This window comes from Streptomyces iranensis (assembly GCF_017874715.1).
In the GTDB taxonomy this organism is placed as follows: Bacteria; Actinomycetota; Actinomycetes; order Streptomycetales; family Streptomycetaceae; genus Streptomyces; species Streptomyces iranensis.
Window position 1 is genome coordinate 51,313 of record NZ_JAGGLR010000010.1, and the last position, 20,087, is coordinate 71,399.

Below are 20,087 nucleotides of genomic sequence, written 5' to 3' on the forward strand. Positions count from 1 at the left end.
TGATCATTTTCGGGCGCCTGAACTCCTTCGGGTGGATCAAGACCGGGAGCGACTGCGCGGGCGCCGGGGCGCTGGTAGCCGTAGGACATGACGCTTTCTTCGGGGCGCCGCCCCTGGCCGCCGCGCACCGGGCGCCGCAGGACCGCGTCGGTGGCCGCCGCCATGGCCGCCGTCTTCCTCGCGGTCGGCCCCTCCTCCGCCGCGGGGCCGGTGTCCCCCGCGCACCCGGCTCCCCTGGGCATCGGAGACCCCCTCTTCCCGCAGCTCGGCAACCCCGGGTACGACGTCACGGCGTACGACATCGCGTTCGCCTACCACCGTCAGGACCGGCCGCTCGACGCCGTCACCACCATCGAGGCCCGCGCGACCGCCCCGCTGCGCACCGTCAACCTCGACTTCGCCCAGGGCGTCGTGGACTCGGTGCGGGTCGACGGAGCGCGGGCCCGGTTCGCCACGGCCGGTGAGGACCTGGTGATCACCCCGTCCGCCCCCCTCCGTAAGGGCGCCGCCTTCCGGGTCACCGTCCGCCACACCAGCGATCCGCGGAGCGGCATGAACGGCGGCTGGGTCCGCACCAGCGACGGGCTGGCCATGGCCAACCAGGCCAACGCCGCCCACCGGGTCTTCCCGTGCAACGACCACCCCGCCGACAAGGCCCGCTTCACCTTCCGGATCACCGCTCCGAAGAGCCTTACGGTCGTCGCGGGCGGTCTGCCCGGACAGCGCGTCCGCAAGGGCTCGCGCACCGTCTGGACGTACCGCCTCGCCCACCCCATGGCCACCGAGCTGGCGCAGATCTCCATCGGCCGCTCCGCCGTGCCGCGCCGCACCGGGCCCCATGGGCTGCCGGTGCGCGACGTCGTCCCCGCGGCGGACCGCGCACGGCTGGAGAAGTGGCTCGCGCGCACCCCCGGACAGCTGGCCTGGATGGAGAAGAAGGCCGGGCGCTACCCCTTCGAGACCTACGGCGTTCTGATCGCCCACGCCACCACCGGCTTCGAGCTGGAGACCCAGACGCTCTCCCTCTTCGAGCGCGATCTGTTCACCAGCGATCAGCTGCCCCGGTGGTACATCGAGTCGATCATGGTGCATGAGCTGGCGCACCAGTGGTTCGGCGACAGCGTCAGCCCGCGCCGCTGGTCGGATCTGTGGCTCAACGAGGGCCACGCCACCTGGTACGAGGCGCTGTACGCCGATGAGCGCGGTAAGGCGAGCCTGGAACGGCGGATGCGCAAGGCGTACGGGCAGTCCGACGCCTGGCGGGCCGAGGGAGGGCCGCCCGCGGCCCCCGAGGCCGCCGACCCCGGCCAGCCGATCGGCATCTTCCGCCCGGTGGTCTACGACGGCAGCGCGCTGGTGCTGTACGCGCTGCGGCAGCGGATCGGCCGGGCCGCCTTCGAGCGGCTGGAGCGGCGATGGGTGCTCCGCCACCGCGACGGAGTGGCCTCGACCGCCGACTTCGTCCGGCTGGCCTCCACGGTGGCGGGGCGCGATCTGAGCGGATTCCTCCATCCGTGGCTGTACGGCAGGAAGACGCCGCCGATGCCGGGACACCCCGACTGGAAGCAGACGGAGAAGGAGACCACGAAGGGTGCCGCGCTGCCCGGCGCGCGGGCGGGGCGGCACGCGGTCCGTCACGCGGTGCCATGGGCCGTGAAACCCGGGTGACGGCCCGCCCGCCGCGTGCGACCATCAAGGGGTCGGCGTCCGTGGCCGGCCCCGGCGGGGGAATCCCGCGGGCCCGCCACGCGTTGTCGACAGTGACGGTATTCCACGACGTAAGGATTCCTTTGACCCACTCCTCTTCCCTTCCGCAGGACCGGCAGCGCCCCGCCGAGAGCCTTCGGGCCGACGCCCTGATGGAAGAGGACGTCGCCTGGAGTCACGAGATCGACGAGGAGCGTGACGGCGACCAGTACGACCGCTCCGACCGTGCCGCCCTGCGGCGCGTGGTGGGGCTGTCCACCGAGCTCGAGGACGTCACCGAGGTCGAGTACCGGCAGCTGCGCCTGGAGCGCGTGGTGCTGGTCGGCGTATGGACCTCCGGCACGGTGCAAGACGCGGAGAACTCCCTGGCGGAGCTCGCCGCGCTCGCCGAGACCGCCGGCGCCCTGGTGCTCGACGGCGTGACCCAGCGGCGCAACAAGCCGGATCCCGCCACGTACATCGGCTCCGGCAAGGCCGAGGAACTGCGTGACATCGTGGTCGAGTCCGGTGCCGACACCGTGGTCTGCGACGGTGAGCTGAGCCCCGGGCAGCTGATCCACCTCGAGGACGTCGTCAAGGTCAAGGTGGTCGATCGGACCGCCCTGATCCTCGACATCTTCGCCCAGCACGCCAAGTCCCGAGAGGGCAAGGCGCAGGTCTCGCTCGCCCAGATGCAGTACATGCTGCCGCGGCTGCGAGGCTGGGGTCAGTCGCTGTCCCGCCAGATGGGTGGCGGAGGCTCCGGATCCTCGGGCGGCGGTATGGCCACCCGTGGTCCCGGTGAGACCAAGATCGAGACGGACCGGCGCCGCATCCGCGAGAAGATGGCGAAGATGCGCCGCGAGATCGCCGAGATGAAGACCGGCCGTGACATCAAGCGGCAGGAGCGCCGGCGCCACAAGGTTCCCTCGGTCGCCATCGCCGGATACACCAACGCGGGGAAGTCCTCGCTGCTCAACCGGCTCACCGGCGCGGGCGTCCTGGTGGAGAACGCGCTGTTCGCCACCCTCGACCCGACCGTGCGCCGGGCCGAGACCCCCAGCGGGCGGCTCTACACACTGGCGGACACCGTCGGATTCGTCCGGCATCTGCCGCACCACCTGGTGGAGGCGTTCCGCTCCACGATGGAGGAGGTCGGCGACGCCGATCTGATCCTCCATGTGGTGGACGGCTCCCATCCGACCCCCGAGGAGCAGCTGGCCGCCGTGCGCGAGGTGATCCGCGATGTGGGCGCGGTCGACGTGCCCGAGATCGTCGTGATCAACAAGGCGGACATGGCCGATCCGCTCGTTGTGCAGCGGCTGCTGCGCATGGAGCGGCGCGCTATGGCGGTGTCGGCCCGCAGCGGGCTGGGCATCGACGAGCTGCTCGCGGTGATCGACGAGGAGCTGCCCCGGCCGCAGGTCGAGATCGAGGTGCTGCTGCCGTACACCCACGGCAAGCTCGTCGCGCGCACCCACGTCGAGGGCGAGGTGCTCTCCGAGGAGCACACCCCTGAGGGCACGCTGCTCAAGGCGCGCGTGCACGAGGAGCTCGCGGCGGAGCTGCGGCGCTTCATCCCGGCCACGGCCGCCGGACAGCGCTAGCCAGCTGGTCACACCAGCCGCACCGCGTCGGCTACGACACCTACGACACCTACACGACGAGGGCCCGCCCCCGGATTTCCGGGGGCGGGCCCTCGTCGTGGGATGGACGGCTGCCTGACGGCTACCGGCTCAGCCGGTCACTGGTTCGCGAACTTCTTGCTGACCGCGCTGTAGACACCCTTGGCCTCGGGGCCCAGATGCGGGCCCGCCAGCCAGGTCGCGTTGGACGGGCCGATCGAGGTGTTGGACACCAGCGCCGGTTTGCCGTCCGCGCCGTTGGCGACCCAGCCACCGCCGGACGAACCCGCGGTCATGGTGCAGCCGATGCGGTACATCGTCGGCTGCTTGGCGTCCAGGGAGAGCCGGCCCGGCTTGTCCGCGCACTGGTTCATCTTCTGGCCGTCGAACGGCGGGGCGGCCGGGTAACCGGTGGCCGTGATCTCGTCGATGGACTTCACCGCCGGGGCGTTGAAGTCGACCGGCAGCGCGCCGCCCACCGTCTCCTCGAGCGACTTGCCGCCGCTGGCCTCCGGCTTCACATGCATCACCGCGAAGTCGTATGGGGCGCCCTTACCGCCCACGGCCGCGCCGTTGTCGAGCCACTGCGAGGAGGTCTGCGCCCAGTCGGCCCACCAGACGCCCTTGGGGGCCAGCTCCTCCTTGGTGGCGTTCTCCAGCTCCGCCTGCGACTTGCCCGCGTCGTTGTAGGAGGGCACGAACATCAGGTTCTTGTACCAGCCGCCGCCCTTGCCCGCGTGGACGCAGTGGCCCGCCGTCCACACCAGGTTGGACTTGCCGGGGTGCGCCGGGTCCTCGACCACCGTCGCGGAGCAGACCATCGAGCCCTCGGGGCCGTCGAAGAAGACCTTGCCCGCGTAGGGGACCTTGGAGCTGTACGGGCTGGTGACCTCCTTGGCCGGGACGGGCTGCGGATCGGGGTCGGTCACACCCTGGTCGTCCGCGATATCGCCGTCGTCGACCGGCTTGTCGGGCTCCTGTGCCTCGCGCATCCGGTCCGGCTTCCACAGGCCCTTGATGATCGGGTTGATGAAGTCACCGGCCTCGCGCAGCCAGTCGTCCTTGTCCCACTTGTTCCAGGCACCGTTCTTCCACTGGTCCAGATCGATGCCGAGGTTCTTCAACTTGTCGTTGAGGTTGTCGGGCAGCTTGATGTCGTCCACGCCCTGCTGCTCCGACGACGCGGTCGGCTTGGCATCGGTGTTGTCGTCCGAGGAGTCGCACGCGGTGGCGGCGAGCGCCAGAACCGAGGCTATGGCGGCCACGGCCAGTGCGGGTCGGCGTTTGGATGGCATGGGTGGGACTCCCCCTGAGGTTCTGAGCTGCTCTACGGCCTGTATGGAATTGTCATGCACCGCCCCGGCAATGGGGTGGTATCCCACTATGCCGGTGCCGCCTACGACGGCTGCGAGCGGGTCCTTGGTTCCCGGCCGCAAGGATCTTCGCCCAGCCCGTGATCCAGAGCGCCACGCGTCGTTGGTACGTACGGGGGACAGCCGGAGGGTGTTCAGCAGCAGGAGGACCGAGACGCGTGGCCGTGACCCAGCTCCCGCCGATGGCCCTGGCCGCCGTCTCCGACGACGGCGGCGCCGCCCAGGGCATTCTGCGGCGCCAGGCGCTGCGTGAGTCCGCCGCCCGCACCTACGCCCGTGCGCTGCCCATCGTTCCGGTGCGGGCCCGGGGGATGACGGTCGAAGGGGCCGACGGCCGCCGCTATCTCGACTGTCTCTCCGGGGCCGGGGCGCTGGCCCTGGGACACAACCACCCGGTGGTGCTGGACGCGATCCGGGCCGTCCTGGACGCGGAGGCGCCGCTGCAGGTCCTGGATCTGGCCACACCGGTCAAGGACGCCTTCACGGACGAGCTGTTCGCCACCCTGCCGCCCGGACTCGCCGCCCGCGCGCGGGTGCAGTTCTGCGGACCGGCGGGAACGGACGCGGTCGAGGCCGCGCTCAAGCTGGTGCGGACCGCCACCGGGCGCGACGGCCTGCTCGCCTTCTCAGGGGCCTACCACGGCATGACGGCCGGAGCCCTGGCCGTCTCCGGCGGTGCCCCGGCCGCCGGTGTGACCCGGCTGCCCTTTCCGTACGACTACCGCTGCCCATTCGGGGTCGGCGGGGAGCACGGCGCCGAACTCTCCGCGCGCTGGACCGAGAAGCTGCTCGACGACCCGAAGGGCGGGGTGCCCGGCCCGGCCGGGATGATCCTCGAACCGGTGCAGGGCGAGGGCGGGGTGATCCCGGCCCCGGACGGCTGGCTGCGCCGGATGCGCGACATCACCGCGGCCCGCTCCATCCCGCTCATCGCGGACGAGGTCCAGACCGGCGTCGGGCGCACCGGGGCCTTCTGGGCGGTCGATCACGGAGGGGTGGTGCCCGATGTGATGGTGCTGTCCAAGGCCATCGGTGGTGGCCTGCCGCTGGCCGTCGTGGTCTACCGCGAGGATCTCGACGTCTGGCCCCCCGGAGCCCACGCGGGCACCTTTCGCGGCAACCAACTGGCCATGGCCGCGGGCGCCGCGACCCTCGCCTACGTCCGCGAGAACAATCTCGCCGAACGCGCGGCAACCGTCGGCGCCCGGATGCTGGACCGGCTGCGCCAATTCGCCACTGGGCGTGCGTGGATCGGAGACGTACGCGGCCGCGGCCTCATGATCGGCTTGGAACTGGTGGACCAGGACGCTGGGCCCGCAGGGGAGGCCGGGAACGCAGCGCCGGGTGGACACGCTGCGGGGGCCGGGTATGCCAAGGGGGCCGGGCCGGCGACGAACGCCACCCGCGAAGGAGCCCCGGGCTTCGCATCCCCGTACCAGGCATCCCCGAGCGAGGCGGCCCCCTGCGAGACGACTCCGCGCGAGGGAGGCCGACGGGCGGGCGCTCAAGACGACGGTGCGGGCGGGGCGTTGGACGGGGGAGCGTCGTACGCCGGTGCCATGCGTACGGGGGCTCCGCCCGCCGATCCCGCGCTCGCGGCGGCCGTTCAGCAGGAGTGCCTGCGGCGCGGACTCATCGTCGAACTCGGCGGGCGCCACGGCGCGGTGATCCGTCTTCTCCCCCCACTCACCATCACCGATGAGCAGACAGAGGCGGTCCTGGACCGGCTCACCGACGCCCTGGACGCGGCGATCCACACCGCCGGATCCCGCTCCCACGAACTCCCTCCCACCGCTGCCCCGTTCGCCCCGTCGCTCGCCGGAGACCACCGGTGACGCGTCCCGCACCGTACGACCGCACCGCCATCGCACCACCGAAGGAGGCAGGCGCCGGGCCCAGGACATGAACGCCGTGACGCCCGCGCCGCACCCACCATGCCGCACACCCCCGGGGGAGCCCCTTTGTCTCCCCAACCGCAGCCCGCGCCCGGCGCCCTGGCCGACCCCGACGACTCCGCTCGCCCCGGCCCCCCGCCGCCCTTCCCACACCCGCCCCACACAGCGCCTCCCCCGGCCGAGGCGACAAGACCGCCCGTCCCACCTGCGACGGTCTCGACGGTCAGGGCACCGTCCACCGTCACGACGGCCGCCGGCGACCAGACGGCGCCCCCATCGCCCCCAGCACCCCCATCGCCCCCAACAGCGGCGCGGCCGTCCGCGGCACCGGCGCCACTGCCCTCGGGGGCATCGCCCGCCACGGCGCCGCCCGCCAGCGCGGCGGGAGCGGGAACGGGAGCACCCCAGCCACCCGCCCCGGAGCCGTCACCTGCCCTGGAGCCGCCACCCGCTCCGGAGCCGTCGGCGGAGGAGCCGCCCGCGCTGCGGCTGCCCTCCCAGGGGCCGCCCCTCGCCGCGACGGCCGTGCCCCGGCAGCACCACGACAACCATGAAGCGTCGTCAGACAACCGCGCCCGCGAGGCCCGCGCCCGCGAGGTCGGTGCGGATCCGCTCGACGACCCCGACCCGCAGATCGCGGCCGACGCCGCAGCCGTCGAGAACCTGCTGCGCTGCTGGGTGCGCGAGAGCGGCCTCGTGCGCACCGACGGGGACACCCTGCGCATTCCCCTCGCCGCCAGCGGAACCGTCCTCCTCGTCCCGGTGCGCTATTGGTCGCCCACCGGCTGGCACCGCTTCGGCCCGCCACTGCTGGAGCACGGCCCCCATGACGCGCCCGCTGTCGGCGCCGTCACACTCTCGGCCCTGCTCAGCCGCGAGGCGACGTACAGCGCGCGGCGGGACGACCCCGAGGCGGACGCCACCGAACTCGTCGGCCGTGTCGCGGACTCTGTACGGCGCACCGCCCTCTTCCTCACCCTCCGCCGGGCCACACCCGCCGATCCGAGCACGAGCACCCCGTTCCTCAGCGCGGAACAGTCCCTCCTCTTCGGTCACCCCCTGCATCCCACGCCGAAGAGCCGCGAAGGCCTCTCCGACTCCGAATCCACCGTCTGCTCACCGGAAACGCGTGGCTCCTTCCCTCTTCACTGGATCGCGGTCGGCCGGTCCGCACTGGCTTGCGAGTCGGCCTGGACGGAGCGCGGCCGGACCGTGCCCGCCGAACGGCTCGCCCTCTCCCTGGCGGGCAGCGGCCTCCAACTGCCCACCGGCACCGTGCCCTTGCCCCTGCATCCCTGGCAGGCTCGCGAGATCCGGCACCGTCCGGAGGTCGCCGCCCTCTTCGACGCCGGCCTGTTGCACGACCTCGGGCCGTCCGGCGGGCCCTGGCATCCCACCTCGTCGGTCCGTACCGTCTACCGGCCCGGCGCTCCGGCCATGCTGAAACTCTCCCTCGGTCTGCGGATCACCAACTCCCGTCGTGAGAACCTCCGTAAGGAGCTTCGCCGCGGTGTCGAGGTGCACCGGCTGCTCCGTAGCGGACTGGCCGAGCAGTGGCGGGCGGCCTTCCCCGGCTTCCCAGGATTCGACATCGTCCGGGATCCGGCCTGGCTCGCCGTCGACGGACCGGATGGCGAGCCCCTGACCGGCCTTGACGTCGTCATCCGGCACAACCCGTTCGGCCCCGGCGACGACGCCGTCTGCGTCGCCGGACTCCTCGCGCCGCGCCCCTGGCCCGGACAGCCGGTGATGCGCTCCCGGCTCGCCCACCTCGTCGCCCGGCTCGCCGCTCGCACCGGCCGTTCCACTGCGGCCGTCGGCACGGAGTGGTTCCTGCGCTATCTGCACACGGTCGTACGCCCCCTGCTCTGGCTGGACGGAGAGGCCGGCATCGCGCTCGAGGCGCATCAGCAGAACACTCTGGTGCTGCTGGACCCCGACGGCTGGCCGGTCGGTGGCCGCTACCGGGACAACCAGGGCTACTACTTCCGCGCGTCCCGGCACGCCGAACTCCAGCGCCGACTGCCCGGTATCGGCGGCCGCAGCGACACCTTCGTCTCCGACGACGTCACCGACGAGCGGTTCGCCTACTACCTGGGTGTCAACAACGTCCTCGGACTGATCGGTGCCTTCGGGTCCCAGCGACTCGTCGACGAGCGCGTCCTGCTGGCCGCGTTCCGCCGCTTTCTCGCCGAGGCCGCGTCCGGTCACGGCAGAACCCGCTCACCGCTTCCCGCCCGGCTCCTGGAGACACCCACCCTGCGCTGCAAGGCCAATCTGCTCACGCGGCTGCGCGGCCTGGACGAGCTCGTGGGACCGGTGGACACCCAGTCCGTCTATGTGACCATCCCCAACCCCCTTTCCATGTCCGTCTCGCCTTCCGGCTCCACCGCTGTCACCCCCATGGCTTGACTCCGCGACCCGCGATCACGCCCCTCACCCCCACTTCCCTCCGACGTGCCCAGACCCCTGAGAGGAGAGCATCGCCGTGCCGCACACCGACTCCAGTACGAGCTCCAGCACCGACGACACCATCGACATGCGGCTGCGCCAGGAAGAGGACATCGCACGACTCATCGACCTGGGCTCCGCCCGACCGGAGGCCGACGACCGGCCGGATCTGCTCGACCACATCGTCGAATGGGGGCCCACCAACACCCCATTGGGCACCTTCCAGCTCGTCCCCGTCCGCATCGGGCGCGATCTGCGGCTCATCGCCCAATGGATGAACGACCCGTCCGTGGCCGCTTTCTGGGAGCTCGACGGTCCCGAGGAGGCGACCGCGAGCCACCTCGGGGACCAGCTCGACGGCGATGGGCGCAGCGTGCCCTGTCTGGGCGTCCTGGACGGTGTGCCCATGAGCTACTGGGAGGTGTACCGCGCCGATCTGGACCCGCTCGCGCGGTACTACCCGGCCCGGCCGCACGACACGGGTATCCACCTGCTCATCGGCCGGGTCAGCGATCGCGGCCGTGGCCTGGGGACCACGCTGCTCCGCGCGGCCGCCGACCTCGTCCTCGAGCACCGTCCGTCCTGCACCCGGGTCGTGGCCGAACCGGATCTCCGCAACAACCCCTCCGTGGCCGCCTTTCTCGGCGCCGGTTTCCGCTTCTCTGCGGAAGTCGAACTTCCCGGCAAACGCGCCGCGCTGATGCTGCGCGACCGTGCCCTGCGACACGTCCTGTGAGCCTCCGCAACCATCCGTGCCCCCCGGTGATCCATCTGCTTCGATGCGAGATTCCACTGTTGATACACCGCTCGCCCGGTGCCGGTTCCCATGCGGCGCGGATCCGCCCGCGCCACGGAGCGAAGATCCTCCCGCGCCCCGGCCCGGCCGAAACCGTCCGTCACCGACCACACCGACAGGAGTGATGTCGGTGCCGCCCCTTAGGCTGGCAGCCCTATGACTGAATCGTCCTCGCCTCCACTCGAAGATCTGCTGCACGCCGCCGTAACCGCCGTCGGCGGCACCGAGCGCCCTGGCCAGACCGCCATGGCCCAAGCGGTGGCGGAGGCGATCGACGACAGCTCCCACCTGCTGGTCCAGGCCGGCACCGGCACCGGGAAGTCTTTGGGCTACCTGGTGCCCGCGCTCGCTCACGGCGAGCGCGTCGTCGTCGCCACGGCGACCCTCGCCCTGCAGCGGCAGCTCGTCGAGCGCGACCTTCCCCGCACCGTGGAGGCGCTGCATCCGCTGCTGCGCCGCCGCCCTGAGTTCGCCATGCTCAAGGGCCGCTCCAACTATCTGTGCCTGCACCGGCTCCACGAGGGCGTCCCGCAGGAGGACGCGGATGAGGCCGGGCTCTTCGACCCGTTCGAGGCCGCCGCGCCCACCAGCAAGCTCGGCAAGGATCTGCTGCGGTTGCGCGACTGGTCGGACGATACCGAGACGGGCGACCGGGACGATCTGACCCCCGGTGTCTCGGACCGCGCCTGGTCCCAGGTGTCGGTCACCTCCCGGGAGTGCCTCGGCGCGTCCAAGTGTGCCTATGGCGCGGAGTGCTTCGCCGAGGCCGCCCGTGAGCGGGCCAAGCTCGCCGACGTCGTCGTCACCAATCACGCGCTGCTCGCCATCGACGCGATCGAGGGCGCCCCCGTGCTGCCCAGCCATGAGGTGCTGATCGTCGACGAGGCCCATGAGCTGGTCTCCCGGGTCACCGGCGTGGCCAGTGGAGAGCTCACCCCGGGCCAGGTCAACCGCGCCGTGCGGCGTGCCGCGAAGCTGGTCAACGAACAGGCGGCGGACGCTCTGCAGACCGCCTCCGAGGGCTTCGAGCGGCTGATGGAGCTCGCCCTGCCCGGCCGCCTCGAGAAGATCCCCGAGGATCTCGGCTATGTGCTGATGGCGCTGCGCGACGCGGCCCGCACGGTGATCTCGGCGCTCGGCGCCACACGGGACGCCTCGGTCAAGGACGAGGACGCGGTCCGCAAACAGGCGCTGGGCGCCGTGGAGAACATCCATCAGGTGGCCGAGCGGATCGTCGAAGCCTCCGAGTACGACGTGGTCTGGTACGAGCGGCATGACCGCTTCGGCGCCTCGCTGCGTGTCGCCCCGCTCTCCGTGTCGGGTCTGCTGCGCGAGAAGTTGTTCGAGGACCGGTCCGTCGTCCTCACCTCCGCCACGCTCAAGCTGGGCGGGGACTTCAACGGGGTGGCCGCCTCACTCGGTCTCGCCCCCGAGAGTCCGCAGGATCCGGAGGGCGGTGAGAAGGGCGGCGAGGAGGCCACACCGCACTGGCAGGGCCTCGACGTCGGCTCGCCCTTCGACTACTCCAAGCAGGGGATTCTCTACGTCGCCAAGCATCTCGCCCAGCCCGGCCGCGAGGGCAGCCGCGCCGATATGCTCGATGAGCTCGCCGAGCTGGTCGAGGCCGCGGGTGGTCGCACGCTCGGGCTGTTCTCATCCATGCGCGCCGCCCAGGCGGCCGCGGAGGAGCTGCGCGGGCGTCTGGACATGCCCATCCTCCTCCAGGGCGAGGAGACGCTGGGCGAGCTGATCCGCTCCTTCTCCGCCGACGCCAGGACCTGCCTGTTCGGCACGCTGTCCCTCTGGCAGGGCGTCGATGTGCCGGGGCCCAGCTGTCAGTTGGTGGTGATGGACCGGGTGCCCTTCCCCCGTCCCGACGACCCTCTGATGAGTGCCCGCCAGAAGGCGGTGGAGGAGGCCGGGGGCAATGGCTTCATGGCCGTCGCCGCGACCCATGCCGCACTGCTCATGGCCCAGGGCGCGGGTCGGCTGGTGCGGGCTTCCGGCGACCGGGGCGTCGTCGCCGTCCTGGATCCGCGGGTCGAGCGGGCCCGCTACGGCTCGTTCCTCCGCAAGTCCATGCCGGAATTCTGGTACACCACCGACCGCAACCAGGTGCGCCGCTCGCTGGCCGCCATCGACGCGGCGGCCAAGGAACAGGAGGCCTAGCGGGGGCGCGGTCGTCTCATACGACAGGGCCTCGACGGTCGCGAGACACAGCAGGGCCCCGGAACCGGCGCAGTGGTCCCGGGGCCCGGTCGTAGGGCACGCTAAGGGCGCACCTCGATCCGGCGCGCTCAGACGCGCCGCAGCACCGCGACCACCTTGCCCAGAATGGTCGCCTCGTCGCCGGGGATCGGCTGGTAGGCGGCGTTGTGCGGGAGGAGCCACACGTGGCCGTCCTCGCGCTTGAAACGCTTCACCGTGGCCTCACCGTCGAGCATCGCGGCGACGATGTCGCCGTTCTCCGCGACGGGCTGGCGGCGCACCGTCACCCAGTCGCCGTCGCAGATGGCGGCCTCGATCATGGAGTCGCCGACCACCTTCAGCACGAAGAGCTCACCGTCGCCGACCAGCTGCCGGGGGAGCGGGAAGACATCCTCGACCGACTCCTCGGCGAGGATCGGGCCACCGGCCGCGATCCGGCCGACCAACGGCACATAGGAGGCGGCGGGCTTGCCGGTGGTGTCCGGGGGCTGGGTGCTGGGCTGGTCGGAGCCGCGGACCTCGTAGGCCCGGGGCCGATGGGGGTCGCGCCGCAGAAAGCCCTTCCGCTCCAGGGCCATCAGCTGATGGGCGACGGACGAGGTGCTGGAGAGGCCCACCGCCTGACCGATCTCCCGCATGGACGGCGGGTAGCCGCGCCGCTGCACAGAGTCGCGAATGACCTCGATGACGCGCCGCTGCCGGTCGGTCAGCCCCGAGCTGTCCGCCCGGATGCCTGGAGGTCGTCCTGGTAGCGAGCGCGCGGGCTTCTGCCCCTCCGGGGTCGTGGCGTCGTCGTTCATCGGGTGGGTCTGGTTCATCGCGTGTGTCTGTTCGAGTCGGCTCTGGGAGCGCTCCTGGGCGGTAACAGTGGCGCTCTCTGCGGTGGTGGTCACGACGGCCCCTCTCGAGATGTTCTCCCTAGTTGGACAACGGTAGTTGCTTTCGAAAGGTTGCGCCAAACACACGTTCGAGTGAAATTTCGCAGATGGACTGACGTGATCACAGGGTTAGGTGTATACGCCGTTTGGTCCGGTCGCCGTGCGGCGGCCCCAGTCTTGCATCCCGACCCCTGTGAATCCGGGACGCACGGGGTTCGCGTAGTCTCGTGCCTGCTCCCGACCCGTGACACGCCATCCGGCTCGGTTGAGTGCCGGACACCAGATCTAGTGGTTTGATGGATGCAAGCCACCCACAGGTTGTGGTCCCTGGTGGATCCGCCGACAGAGTTTTGGCCTATGCTTGTGGCCGCTTCGAAGGGCCTTACGGCCCGGACGGGGCTCATCAGGCATGTTCAGGCATGTTCAGTCATGCGCCGTTTTTGAGGGTGAGGGAGGGATCGGAGTCATGCACTGCCCCTTCTGCAGGCACCCCGACAGCCGCGTCGTCGACAGCCGTACCACGGATGACGGCTGCTCGATCCGCAGGCGCCGCCAGTGTCCCGACTGCTCGCGCCGCTTCACGACCGTGGAGACCGCGTCACTCATGGTGATCAAGCGGAGCGGGGTCACCGAGCCCTTCAGCCGCGACAAGGTCATCTCGGGGGTTCGCAAGGCGTGCCAGGGCCGTCCGGTCACCGAGGACGCCCTCGCCAAGCTCGGTCAGCAGGTGGAGGAGGCGGTCCGGGCCACCGGCAGCGCCGAGCTGTCCACCCATGACGTCGGGCTCGCCATACTCGGCCCGCTCCAGAAGCTCGACCTCGTCGCCTACCTCCGCTTCGCCTCCGTCTACCGCGCCTTCGACTCCCTCGAGGACTTCGAGGCAGCCGTGGCGGAGCTGCGTGACCAGCAACGGCCTCCCGCGCACGACCGCGGGCCCGGCGCCGAAGGGGCCGCGGAGGCCCCCGCGCCGGCCAGCGCCGCCGACTGACCGGCGGCCCACATACCCGCCCGGGGCGCTCGCCGTCTCCGGGTGAAAGACAGACACACCGTGCCCGGGGAAGAAATGGGCACATCAGGGCGTTTTCGCCCGTACAGGGAGGCGGAATGACAGAGACGACGAGCGGCCCGGCACGAGGCTCCCGCTCCAAGGGCAGCAAGGCGAACAAGGGTCTGCGCATCGAGCGCATCCACACCACCCCCGGCGTACATCCGTACGACGAGGTGGTCTGGGAGCGTCGTGACGTCGTCATGACCAACTGGCGCGACGGTTCGGTCAACTTCGAGCAGCGCGGCGTGGAGTTCCCCGACTTCTGGTCGGTGAACGCGGTCAACATCGTCACTAGCAAGTACTTCCGTGGTGCGGTGGGCTCCCCGGACCGGGAGGCGAGCCTGAAGCAGCTCATCGACCGCGTGGTGCGCACCTACCGCAAGGCCGGTGAGGACAATGGCTACTTCGCCTCGCCCGCGGACGCCGAGATCTTCGACCACGAGCTCACCTACGCGCTGCTGCACCAGGTCTTCAGCTTCAACTCGCCTGTCTGGTTCAACGTCGGCACCAAGCAGCCGCAGCAGGTCAGCGCCTGCTTCATCCTCTCCGTGGACGACTCCATGGAGTCGATCCTGGACTGGTACAAGGAAGAGGGGATGATCTTCAAGGGCGGCTCCGGCGCCGGCCTGAACCTCTCTCGCATCCGTTCCTCCAAGGAGCTCCTCTCCTCGGGCGGCAACGCCTCGGGCCCCGTCTCCTTCATGCGCGGCGCCGACGCCTCCGCCGGAACGATCAAGTCGGGCGGCGCCACCCGCCGGGCCGCCAAGATGGTCGTGCTCGACGTCGATCACCCGGACGTCGAGGCGTTCATCGAGACCAAGGTCACGGAGGAGGAGAAGATCCGCGCCCTGCGCGACGCGGGCTTCGACATGGACCTGGGCGGCGACGACATCACGTCCGTCCAGTACCAGAACGCCAACAACTCCGTCCGCGTGAACGACACGTTCATGAAGGCGGTGGAGTCCGGCTCGTCGTTCGGGCTGCGCAGCCGGCTGACCGGTGAGCCCATCGAGGAGATCGACGCCAAGGCGCTCTTCCGCAAGATGGCCGAGGCCGCCTGGGCCTGCGCCGACCCGGGCATCCAGTACGACGACACCATCAACCACTGGCACACCTCGCCGGAGTCGGGCCGGATCACCGCCTCCAACCCGTGCAGCGAGTACATGCACCTGGACAACTCCTCGTGCAACCTCGCCTCGCTCAACCTGATGAAGTTCCTCCAGGACGACGACGCGGGCAACCAGCGCTTCGACGCCGAGCGCTTCGCCAAGGTCGTCGAGCTGGTCATCACCGCGATGGACATCTCCATCTGCTTCGCGGACTTCCCGACCGAGAAGATCGGCGAGACCACCCGCGCCTTCCGCCAGCTGGGCATCGGCTACGCCAACCTGGGCGCCCTGCTGATGGCCACCGGTCACGCCTACGACAGCGACGGCGGCCGGGCCCTGGCCGGAGCCATCACCTCCCTGATGACCGGCACCTCGTACAAGCGCTCCGCGGAGCTCGCCGCCGTGGTCGGCACGTACGACGGCTACGCCCGGAACGCGGACGCCCACAAGCGCGTCATGAAGCAGCACTCGGACGCCAACGCCGCCGCCAAGCGCATGGACGACCTGGACACCCCGGTCTGGGCCGCGGCCACCGAGGCCTGGCAGGACGTGCTGCGCCTCGGCGAGAAGAGCGGCTACCGCAACGCCCAGGCGTCGGTGCTCGCGCCGACCGGCACCATCGGCCTGATGATGGACTGCGACACCACGGGCGTCGAGCCGGACCTGGCCCTGGTCAAGTTCAAGAAGCTGGTCGGCGGCGGCTCCATGCAGATCGTGAACAACACGGTCCCCAAGGCGCTCAAGCGGCTCGGTTACCAGGAGGAGCAGGTCGAGGCGATCGTCGCCCACATCGCCGAGCACGGCAATGTGATCGACGCGCCGGGGCTGAAGCCCGCGCACTACGAGGTCTTCGACTGCGCGATGGGCGAGCGCTCCATCTCGCCGATGGGCCATGTGCGGATGATGGCGGCCGCCCAGCCGTTCCTGTCCGGCGCGATCTCCAAGACGGTCAACATGCCGGAGTCGGCCACCGTCGAGGAGATCGAGGAGATCTACTTCGAGGGCTGGAAGCTCGGCATCAAGGCGCTGGCGATCTACCGCGACAACTGCAAGGTCGGCCAGCCGCTCTCCGCCAAGAAGAAGGAGGAGAAGGAGCAGGTCGAGCCCGAGGTCGAGAAGGTCGTCGAGTATCGCCCGGTCCGCAGGCGTCTCCCCAAGGGCCGTCCCGGCATCACCACCTCCTTCACGGTGGGCGGCGCCGAGGGCTACATGACCGCCAACTCCTACCCGGACGACGGTCTCGGTGAGGTCTTCCTGAAGATGTCCAAGCAGGGCTCGACCCTGGCGGGCATGATGGACGCCTTCTCGATCGCCGTGTCGGTCGGCCTGCAGTATGGCGTGCCGCTGGAGACCTACGTCTCGAAGTTTACCAACATGCGCTTCGAGCCGGCCGGTATGACGGACGACCCGGACGTGCGGATGGCGCAGTCGATCGTCGACTACATCTTCCGCCGGCTGGCGCTGGACTTCCTGCCCTTCGAGACCCGCTCGGCGCTCGGCATCCACTCCGCCGAGGAGCGCCAGCGCCACCTGGAGACCGGGTCCTACGAGGCCGCCGCCAACGAGGTGGACGTCGAGGGCCTGGCCCAGTCGGCGCCGCGCCATGTGGCTGCCCCGAAGAGCAGTGGGTCGTCGTCGCAGTCGCGGAGCGGGTCCGAGTCGGCGAAGGAGGCCCACAGCTCGACCGAACTGGTCGAGATCCAGCTGGGGTTGAACGCGGACGCGCCGCTCTGCTTCTCCTGCGGCACCAAGATGCGCCGTGCGGGCAGCTGCTACCTGTGCGAGGGCTGCGGTTCGACGAGCGGCTGCAGCTGATCGCGAGCCCTTACGGATGACATCCGAGGGATGACATCCGAGGCGGGGCGCGGGCCTTCGGGTCCGCGCCCCGCCGCCGTTGTCCCCCGCCGCCGTACGACGGGATGGCGAACCGGGGGCGGACTCTCCGGTATGTGATGAGGGCCACCGTACGGCCGTAGGATGGCGCGGTGCTGGTCAAGTGGATTCGCTGCACCGTGGTGGACCGCCCGGGTTTCGAGCGGGGGCAGCGGAAGTGGGCGGGGTTGCCCGGCGAACCGGGATTCCGGGGGCAGGGCGGTGGCTGGAGCCGGGGGCGGCCGAATGTGGCGCATGTCTTCTCGTTCTGGGAGAGCCGGGCGTTCTACGACTCCTTCATGGCGCGCTCGCACGACCGGCTGGCGGCCTCGCAGTCGGGCACGTACCGGGATATGCAAGTCCGGCTGTTCGAGCACCGATTCGATGTGAAGGTCGGCTTCGAGCCGCGGTTCTCCGACGCGGACGTGGTGCGCGTCGCCCACTGCCGGGTGCGCCCCGACCGGGTGGATCACTTCACACTGGTCCAGGAGAAGGTGTGGAACCCGGCCATGGCCGGATCGCCCGGGATGCTGCGCGGGGTGTTCGGGGAGGCGCCGGGGAACGAGTTCCTGGTGTTGTCGATGTGGGACTCGGCGGCCGAGCACGGGAAGTACCGCGTGGAGCGGGTCGAGCGGCTCGGCCTGCGCGCGCAGACGGAAGCGGATGTGGCGGCGATCGCCGGCGATGTCGTACGGGTCGAGTCCGCCTGGACGGTGTGAGGCGGAGCCCTCTGCCGGTCGAGGGACGGTCCTGATCAGCGACGGGCGGGGAGGTAGGCCCCGGCCCGGACCGCGACGGCGACGGCGGCCGCCGTCTGGTCGGCGAACGGGGTGTCGATGGGCTCGCGGGTGATGAGCGCCCGGAAGAACATGGGCGCGGAGACGGCGCGTACGACCGCCGCGGCGTCGGTGCCGGAGGGGGCCTCACCTCGGTCGACGGCCCGCCGCACCACTGATTCGCAGCGCGCGAAGCGCTCGGTGTAGAAGTCGCGCAGCGCCTGCGCCGCGCGCTCGGACTGGAACGCGGCCGCGATGAAGGCGGTCGGCGCGGCGGCGGCCGACGCGCTGCCGAAGGTCTCGGTCACCTCGCGGGCGAGGGCGCGCAGATCGCCCTCCAGATCCCCGGTGTCGGGCGGCGTCCAGGCGTCCTCTCCCGCCAGGTCCAGCGCGTCCGCCACGAGCCCCTCGACGCTGCCCCAGCGCCGGTAGACGGTCGTCTTGTGGATGCCGGAGCGCTCGGCGACATACTCCACGGTCAGACCGGGGTAGCCGTGCTCGGCGAGGCCGGTGAGCACGGCGTCGCGCACCGCCGAGCGGGTGCGCGCGGTGCGCCCGCCGGGGCGGACGGTGCCCGGCGTCGGGGTGGCGCTCTCTGTGGACAAGTGCAACTCCAGTTGTGTTAGCGGGTTCGCTGTGTCATGCTGAGGGTAACGCAACTTCAGTTGTGTTTGGAGTGTGCGGTCCGGGTGGCCGCTCGCGTGCTCGGAGGTGCGCCCTTGCCCACTCAGATCTCGCTGCGAGGCGTCACGCTGTCCCGGGGTGACCGGCTGCTGCTCGACGACGTGTCCTTCGCGGTGCGGCCCGGGGAGCGGATCGGCGTCGTGGGGGAGAACGGGGCCGGTAAGTCCACCCTGCTGCGGCTGCTGGCCGGGCGCGAGTCACCGGACGACGGCGCCGTGGTGACGGTGGCCGACGGCGGTGTCGGCCATCTCGGCCAGACGCCCGAGCTGCCGCCGGACCACACGGTGCGCGACGCGGTGGACACCGCCCTCGCCGAGGTGCGCGCCATGGAGCGCGGGCTGCGCGAGTTGGAGGCGGATCTCGGCGGCGGCGCCCCCGACGTGCTCGCCGCGTACGGCGATCTGCTCACCGCGTTCGAGGCCCGCGGCGGCTATGAGGCGGATGCCCGGGTGGAGAAGGCCCTGTACGGCCTGGGGCTCGGCGGCATCGGGTACGAGCGGCGGCTCGGCAGCCTGTCGGGCGGTGAGCAGGCCCGGCTCGGGCTCGCCTGTCTGATCGCGGCCGCCCCCGAGGTGATGCTGCTGGACGAGCCGACGAACCACCTCGACGGCGCGGCGCTCGGCTGGCTGGAGGAGGCGCTCCGGGCGCATCCGGGCACCGTCCTCGCGGTCTCCCACGACCGGGTCTTCCTGGAGCGGGTGGCGACCGCGATCGTCGAGGTGGACGCCGACCGGCGCGTCCTGGTGCGGTACGGCGGGGGGTACGGCGGATTCGTCGCCGAGCAGACCGCCGCGCGCCGCCGCTGGGAGCAGGCGTACGAGGAGTGGTGCGCGGAGACGGCCGCGCTCGCCGAGGCCGCCGCCACCGTCGCCCGGCGGGTAGCCCCGGGCCGCGGCATGAAGGACGGCAACAAGATGGCCTACGACCGGGACCGGGGACGTGTGCAGTCCTCGGTGTCCAGCAGGGTGCGGAACGCGCGGGAGAGGCTGCGCAGACTCCAGGAGGACCCGGTGCCGCGCCCACCGGAGCCGCTGCGGTTCTCCGCGCTCCCCGCCGGGGGCACGACGGCCGGTCTGCTCATTGACCTTCACGATGTCCGCGTGGGGGAGTGGCTGGCGGTCGACCGGCTCACGGTGGCGGCCGGGGACAGACTCCTTGTCCACGGTGCCAATGGCGCGGGCAAATCCACGCTGCTGCGGGTCATGGCCGGGGTGGAGAAACCGGCGGCCGGCCGGGTGGCCCGCCGGGGCAGGATCGGCTATCTCGCCCAGGAGATACCGGTTGCCCGGCCCCGGGAGCGACTGCTGTCGGCCTTCGGCCGGGGGCTGCCGGGGACACCGGAGGAGCAGACCGACCTGCTGCTGTCGTACGGGCTGTTCCGCCCGGATGCCCTCCACGTCCCGGTGGGGTCGCTCTCCGCGGGCCAGCGCCGCCGACTGGCGCTCGCCCGGCTGCTGGCCCGCCCCGCCGATCTGCTGCTGCTCGACGAGCCGACCAACCATCTCGCCCTCGGCCTGGTGGAGGAGCTGGAGGAGGCGCTGGCCCAGTGGACCGGGGCGCTGGTGGTGGTCTCGCACGACCGGCTGCTGCGCAGCCGCTTCACCGGGCGGCGCCGCGAGATACGAGGAGGTCGGCCGCTGGCCGAGGAGGGGAGCGAGGCGTCGGCCACGGCCTCGATCTAGGGTG

At 71.2% G+C, this 20,087-nt stretch carries 13 protein-coding genes; 10 read left to right on the top strand and 3 right to left on the bottom strand.

Annotated features, from left to right (window positions below; genetic code table 11):
• The first annotated feature begins 87 nt into the window (after positions 1-87).
• Complete coding sequence (locus tag J2Z30_RS19385) at positions 88-1,668, top strand: M1 family metallopeptidase (RefSeq protein ID WP_044569374.1); 1,581 nt, start codon at positions 88-90, stop codon at positions 1,666-1,668.
• A gap of 122 nt (positions 1,669-1,790) precedes the next feature.
• Positions 1,791-3,293 (top strand): GTPase HflX, encoded by a 1,503-nt coding sequence (hflX, locus tag J2Z30_RS19390; RefSeq protein ID WP_044569367.1) that lies wholly within the window; start codon positions 1,791-1,793, stop codon positions 3,291-3,293.
• Between the two features lie 137 nt (positions 3,294-3,430).
• Here the strand turns inward: hflX and J2Z30_RS19395 are convergent, their stop codons facing one another.
• Complete coding sequence (locus tag J2Z30_RS19395) at positions 3,431-4,606, bottom strand: trypsin-like serine peptidase (RefSeq protein WP_044569366.1); 1,176 nt, start codon at positions 4,604-4,606, stop codon at positions 3,431-3,433.
• 260 nt (positions 4,607-4,866) lie between these two features.
• Here J2Z30_RS19395 and J2Z30_RS19400 point away from each other — a divergent pair, with 260 nt between their 5' ends.
• From J2Z30_RS19400 to J2Z30_RS19415, 4 genes are all read left to right on the top strand, one after another.
• The gene (locus tag J2Z30_RS19400) at positions 4,867-6,519 is read left to right on the top strand and encodes a diaminobutyrate--2-oxoglutarate transaminase family protein (RefSeq protein WP_107073506.1); all 1,653 of its coding nucleotides are present in this window, start codon (positions 4,867-4,869) and stop codon (positions 6,517-6,519) included.
• Between the two features lie 495 nt (positions 6,520-7,014).
• A complete protein-coding gene (locus J2Z30_RS19405; protein ID WP_078957295.1) occupies positions 7,015-8,991 on the top strand; it encodes an IucA/IucC family protein in 1,977 nt (658 codons plus the stop codon).
• 76 nt (positions 8,992-9,067) lie between these two features.
• Positions 9,068-9,766 (top strand): GNAT family N-acetyltransferase, encoded by a 699-nt coding sequence (locus J2Z30_RS19410; protein WP_044569362.1) that lies wholly within the window; start codon positions 9,068-9,070, stop codon positions 9,764-9,766.
• 216 nt (positions 9,767-9,982) lie between these two features.
• Positions 9,983-11,995: an ATP-dependent DNA helicase gene (locus J2Z30_RS19415; RefSeq protein WP_044569361.1), complete on the top strand. Its 2,013-nt coding sequence runs from the start codon at positions 9,983-9,985 to the stop codon at positions 11,993-11,995.
• Between the two features lie 128 nt (positions 11,996-12,123).
• Here J2Z30_RS19415 and lexA read toward each other — a convergent pair whose 3' ends face one another.
• Positions 12,124-12,927, bottom strand: a complete 804-nt coding sequence (gene lexA / locus J2Z30_RS19420; RefSeq protein WP_037958216.1) for a transcriptional repressor LexA — start codon at positions 12,925-12,927, stop codon at positions 12,124-12,126.
• 451 nt (positions 12,928-13,378) lie between these two features.
• Between lexA and nrdR the strand changes: the two genes are divergently transcribed.
• The 3 genes from nrdR to J2Z30_RS19435 all read left to right on the top strand — a co-directional run bounded on the left by nrdR (position 13,379) and on the right by J2Z30_RS19435 (position 17,660).
• Positions 13,379-13,900 carry a transcriptional regulator NrdR gene (nrdR, locus tag J2Z30_RS19425; protein WP_044569359.1) on the top strand — a complete coding sequence of 174 codons (522 nt, stop codon included), beginning with the start codon at positions 13,379-13,381 and terminating at the stop codon, positions 13,898-13,900.
• Positions 13,901-14,016: 116 nt separating this feature from the next.
• Positions 14,017-16,884, top strand: a complete 2,868-nt coding sequence (locus J2Z30_RS19430) for a vitamin B12-dependent ribonucleotide reductase (protein ID WP_044569358.1) — start codon at positions 14,017-14,019, stop codon at positions 16,882-16,884.
• A 170-nt stretch (positions 16,885-17,054) separates the two neighbouring features.
• On the top strand, positions 17,055-17,660 hold the full coding sequence (locus J2Z30_RS19435; protein ID WP_044569357.1) for a YdbC family protein: 606 nt from the start codon (positions 17,055-17,057) through the stop codon (positions 17,658-17,660).
• A gap of 35 nt (positions 17,661-17,695) precedes the next feature.
• Here J2Z30_RS19435 and J2Z30_RS19440 read toward each other — a convergent pair whose 3' ends face one another.
• Complete coding sequence (locus J2Z30_RS19440) at positions 17,696-18,322, bottom strand: TetR/AcrR family transcriptional regulator (protein ID WP_107073272.1); 627 nt, start codon at positions 18,320-18,322, stop codon at positions 17,696-17,698.
• 114 nt (positions 18,323-18,436) lie between these two features.
• Between J2Z30_RS19440 and J2Z30_RS19445 the strand changes: the two genes are divergently transcribed.
• Positions 18,437-20,083: an ABC-F family ATP-binding cassette domain-containing protein gene (locus J2Z30_RS19445; RefSeq protein ID WP_044569353.1), complete on the top strand. Its 1,647-nt coding sequence runs from the start codon at positions 18,437-18,439 to the stop codon at positions 20,081-20,083.
• Positions 20,084-20,087 lie beyond the last annotated feature (4 nt).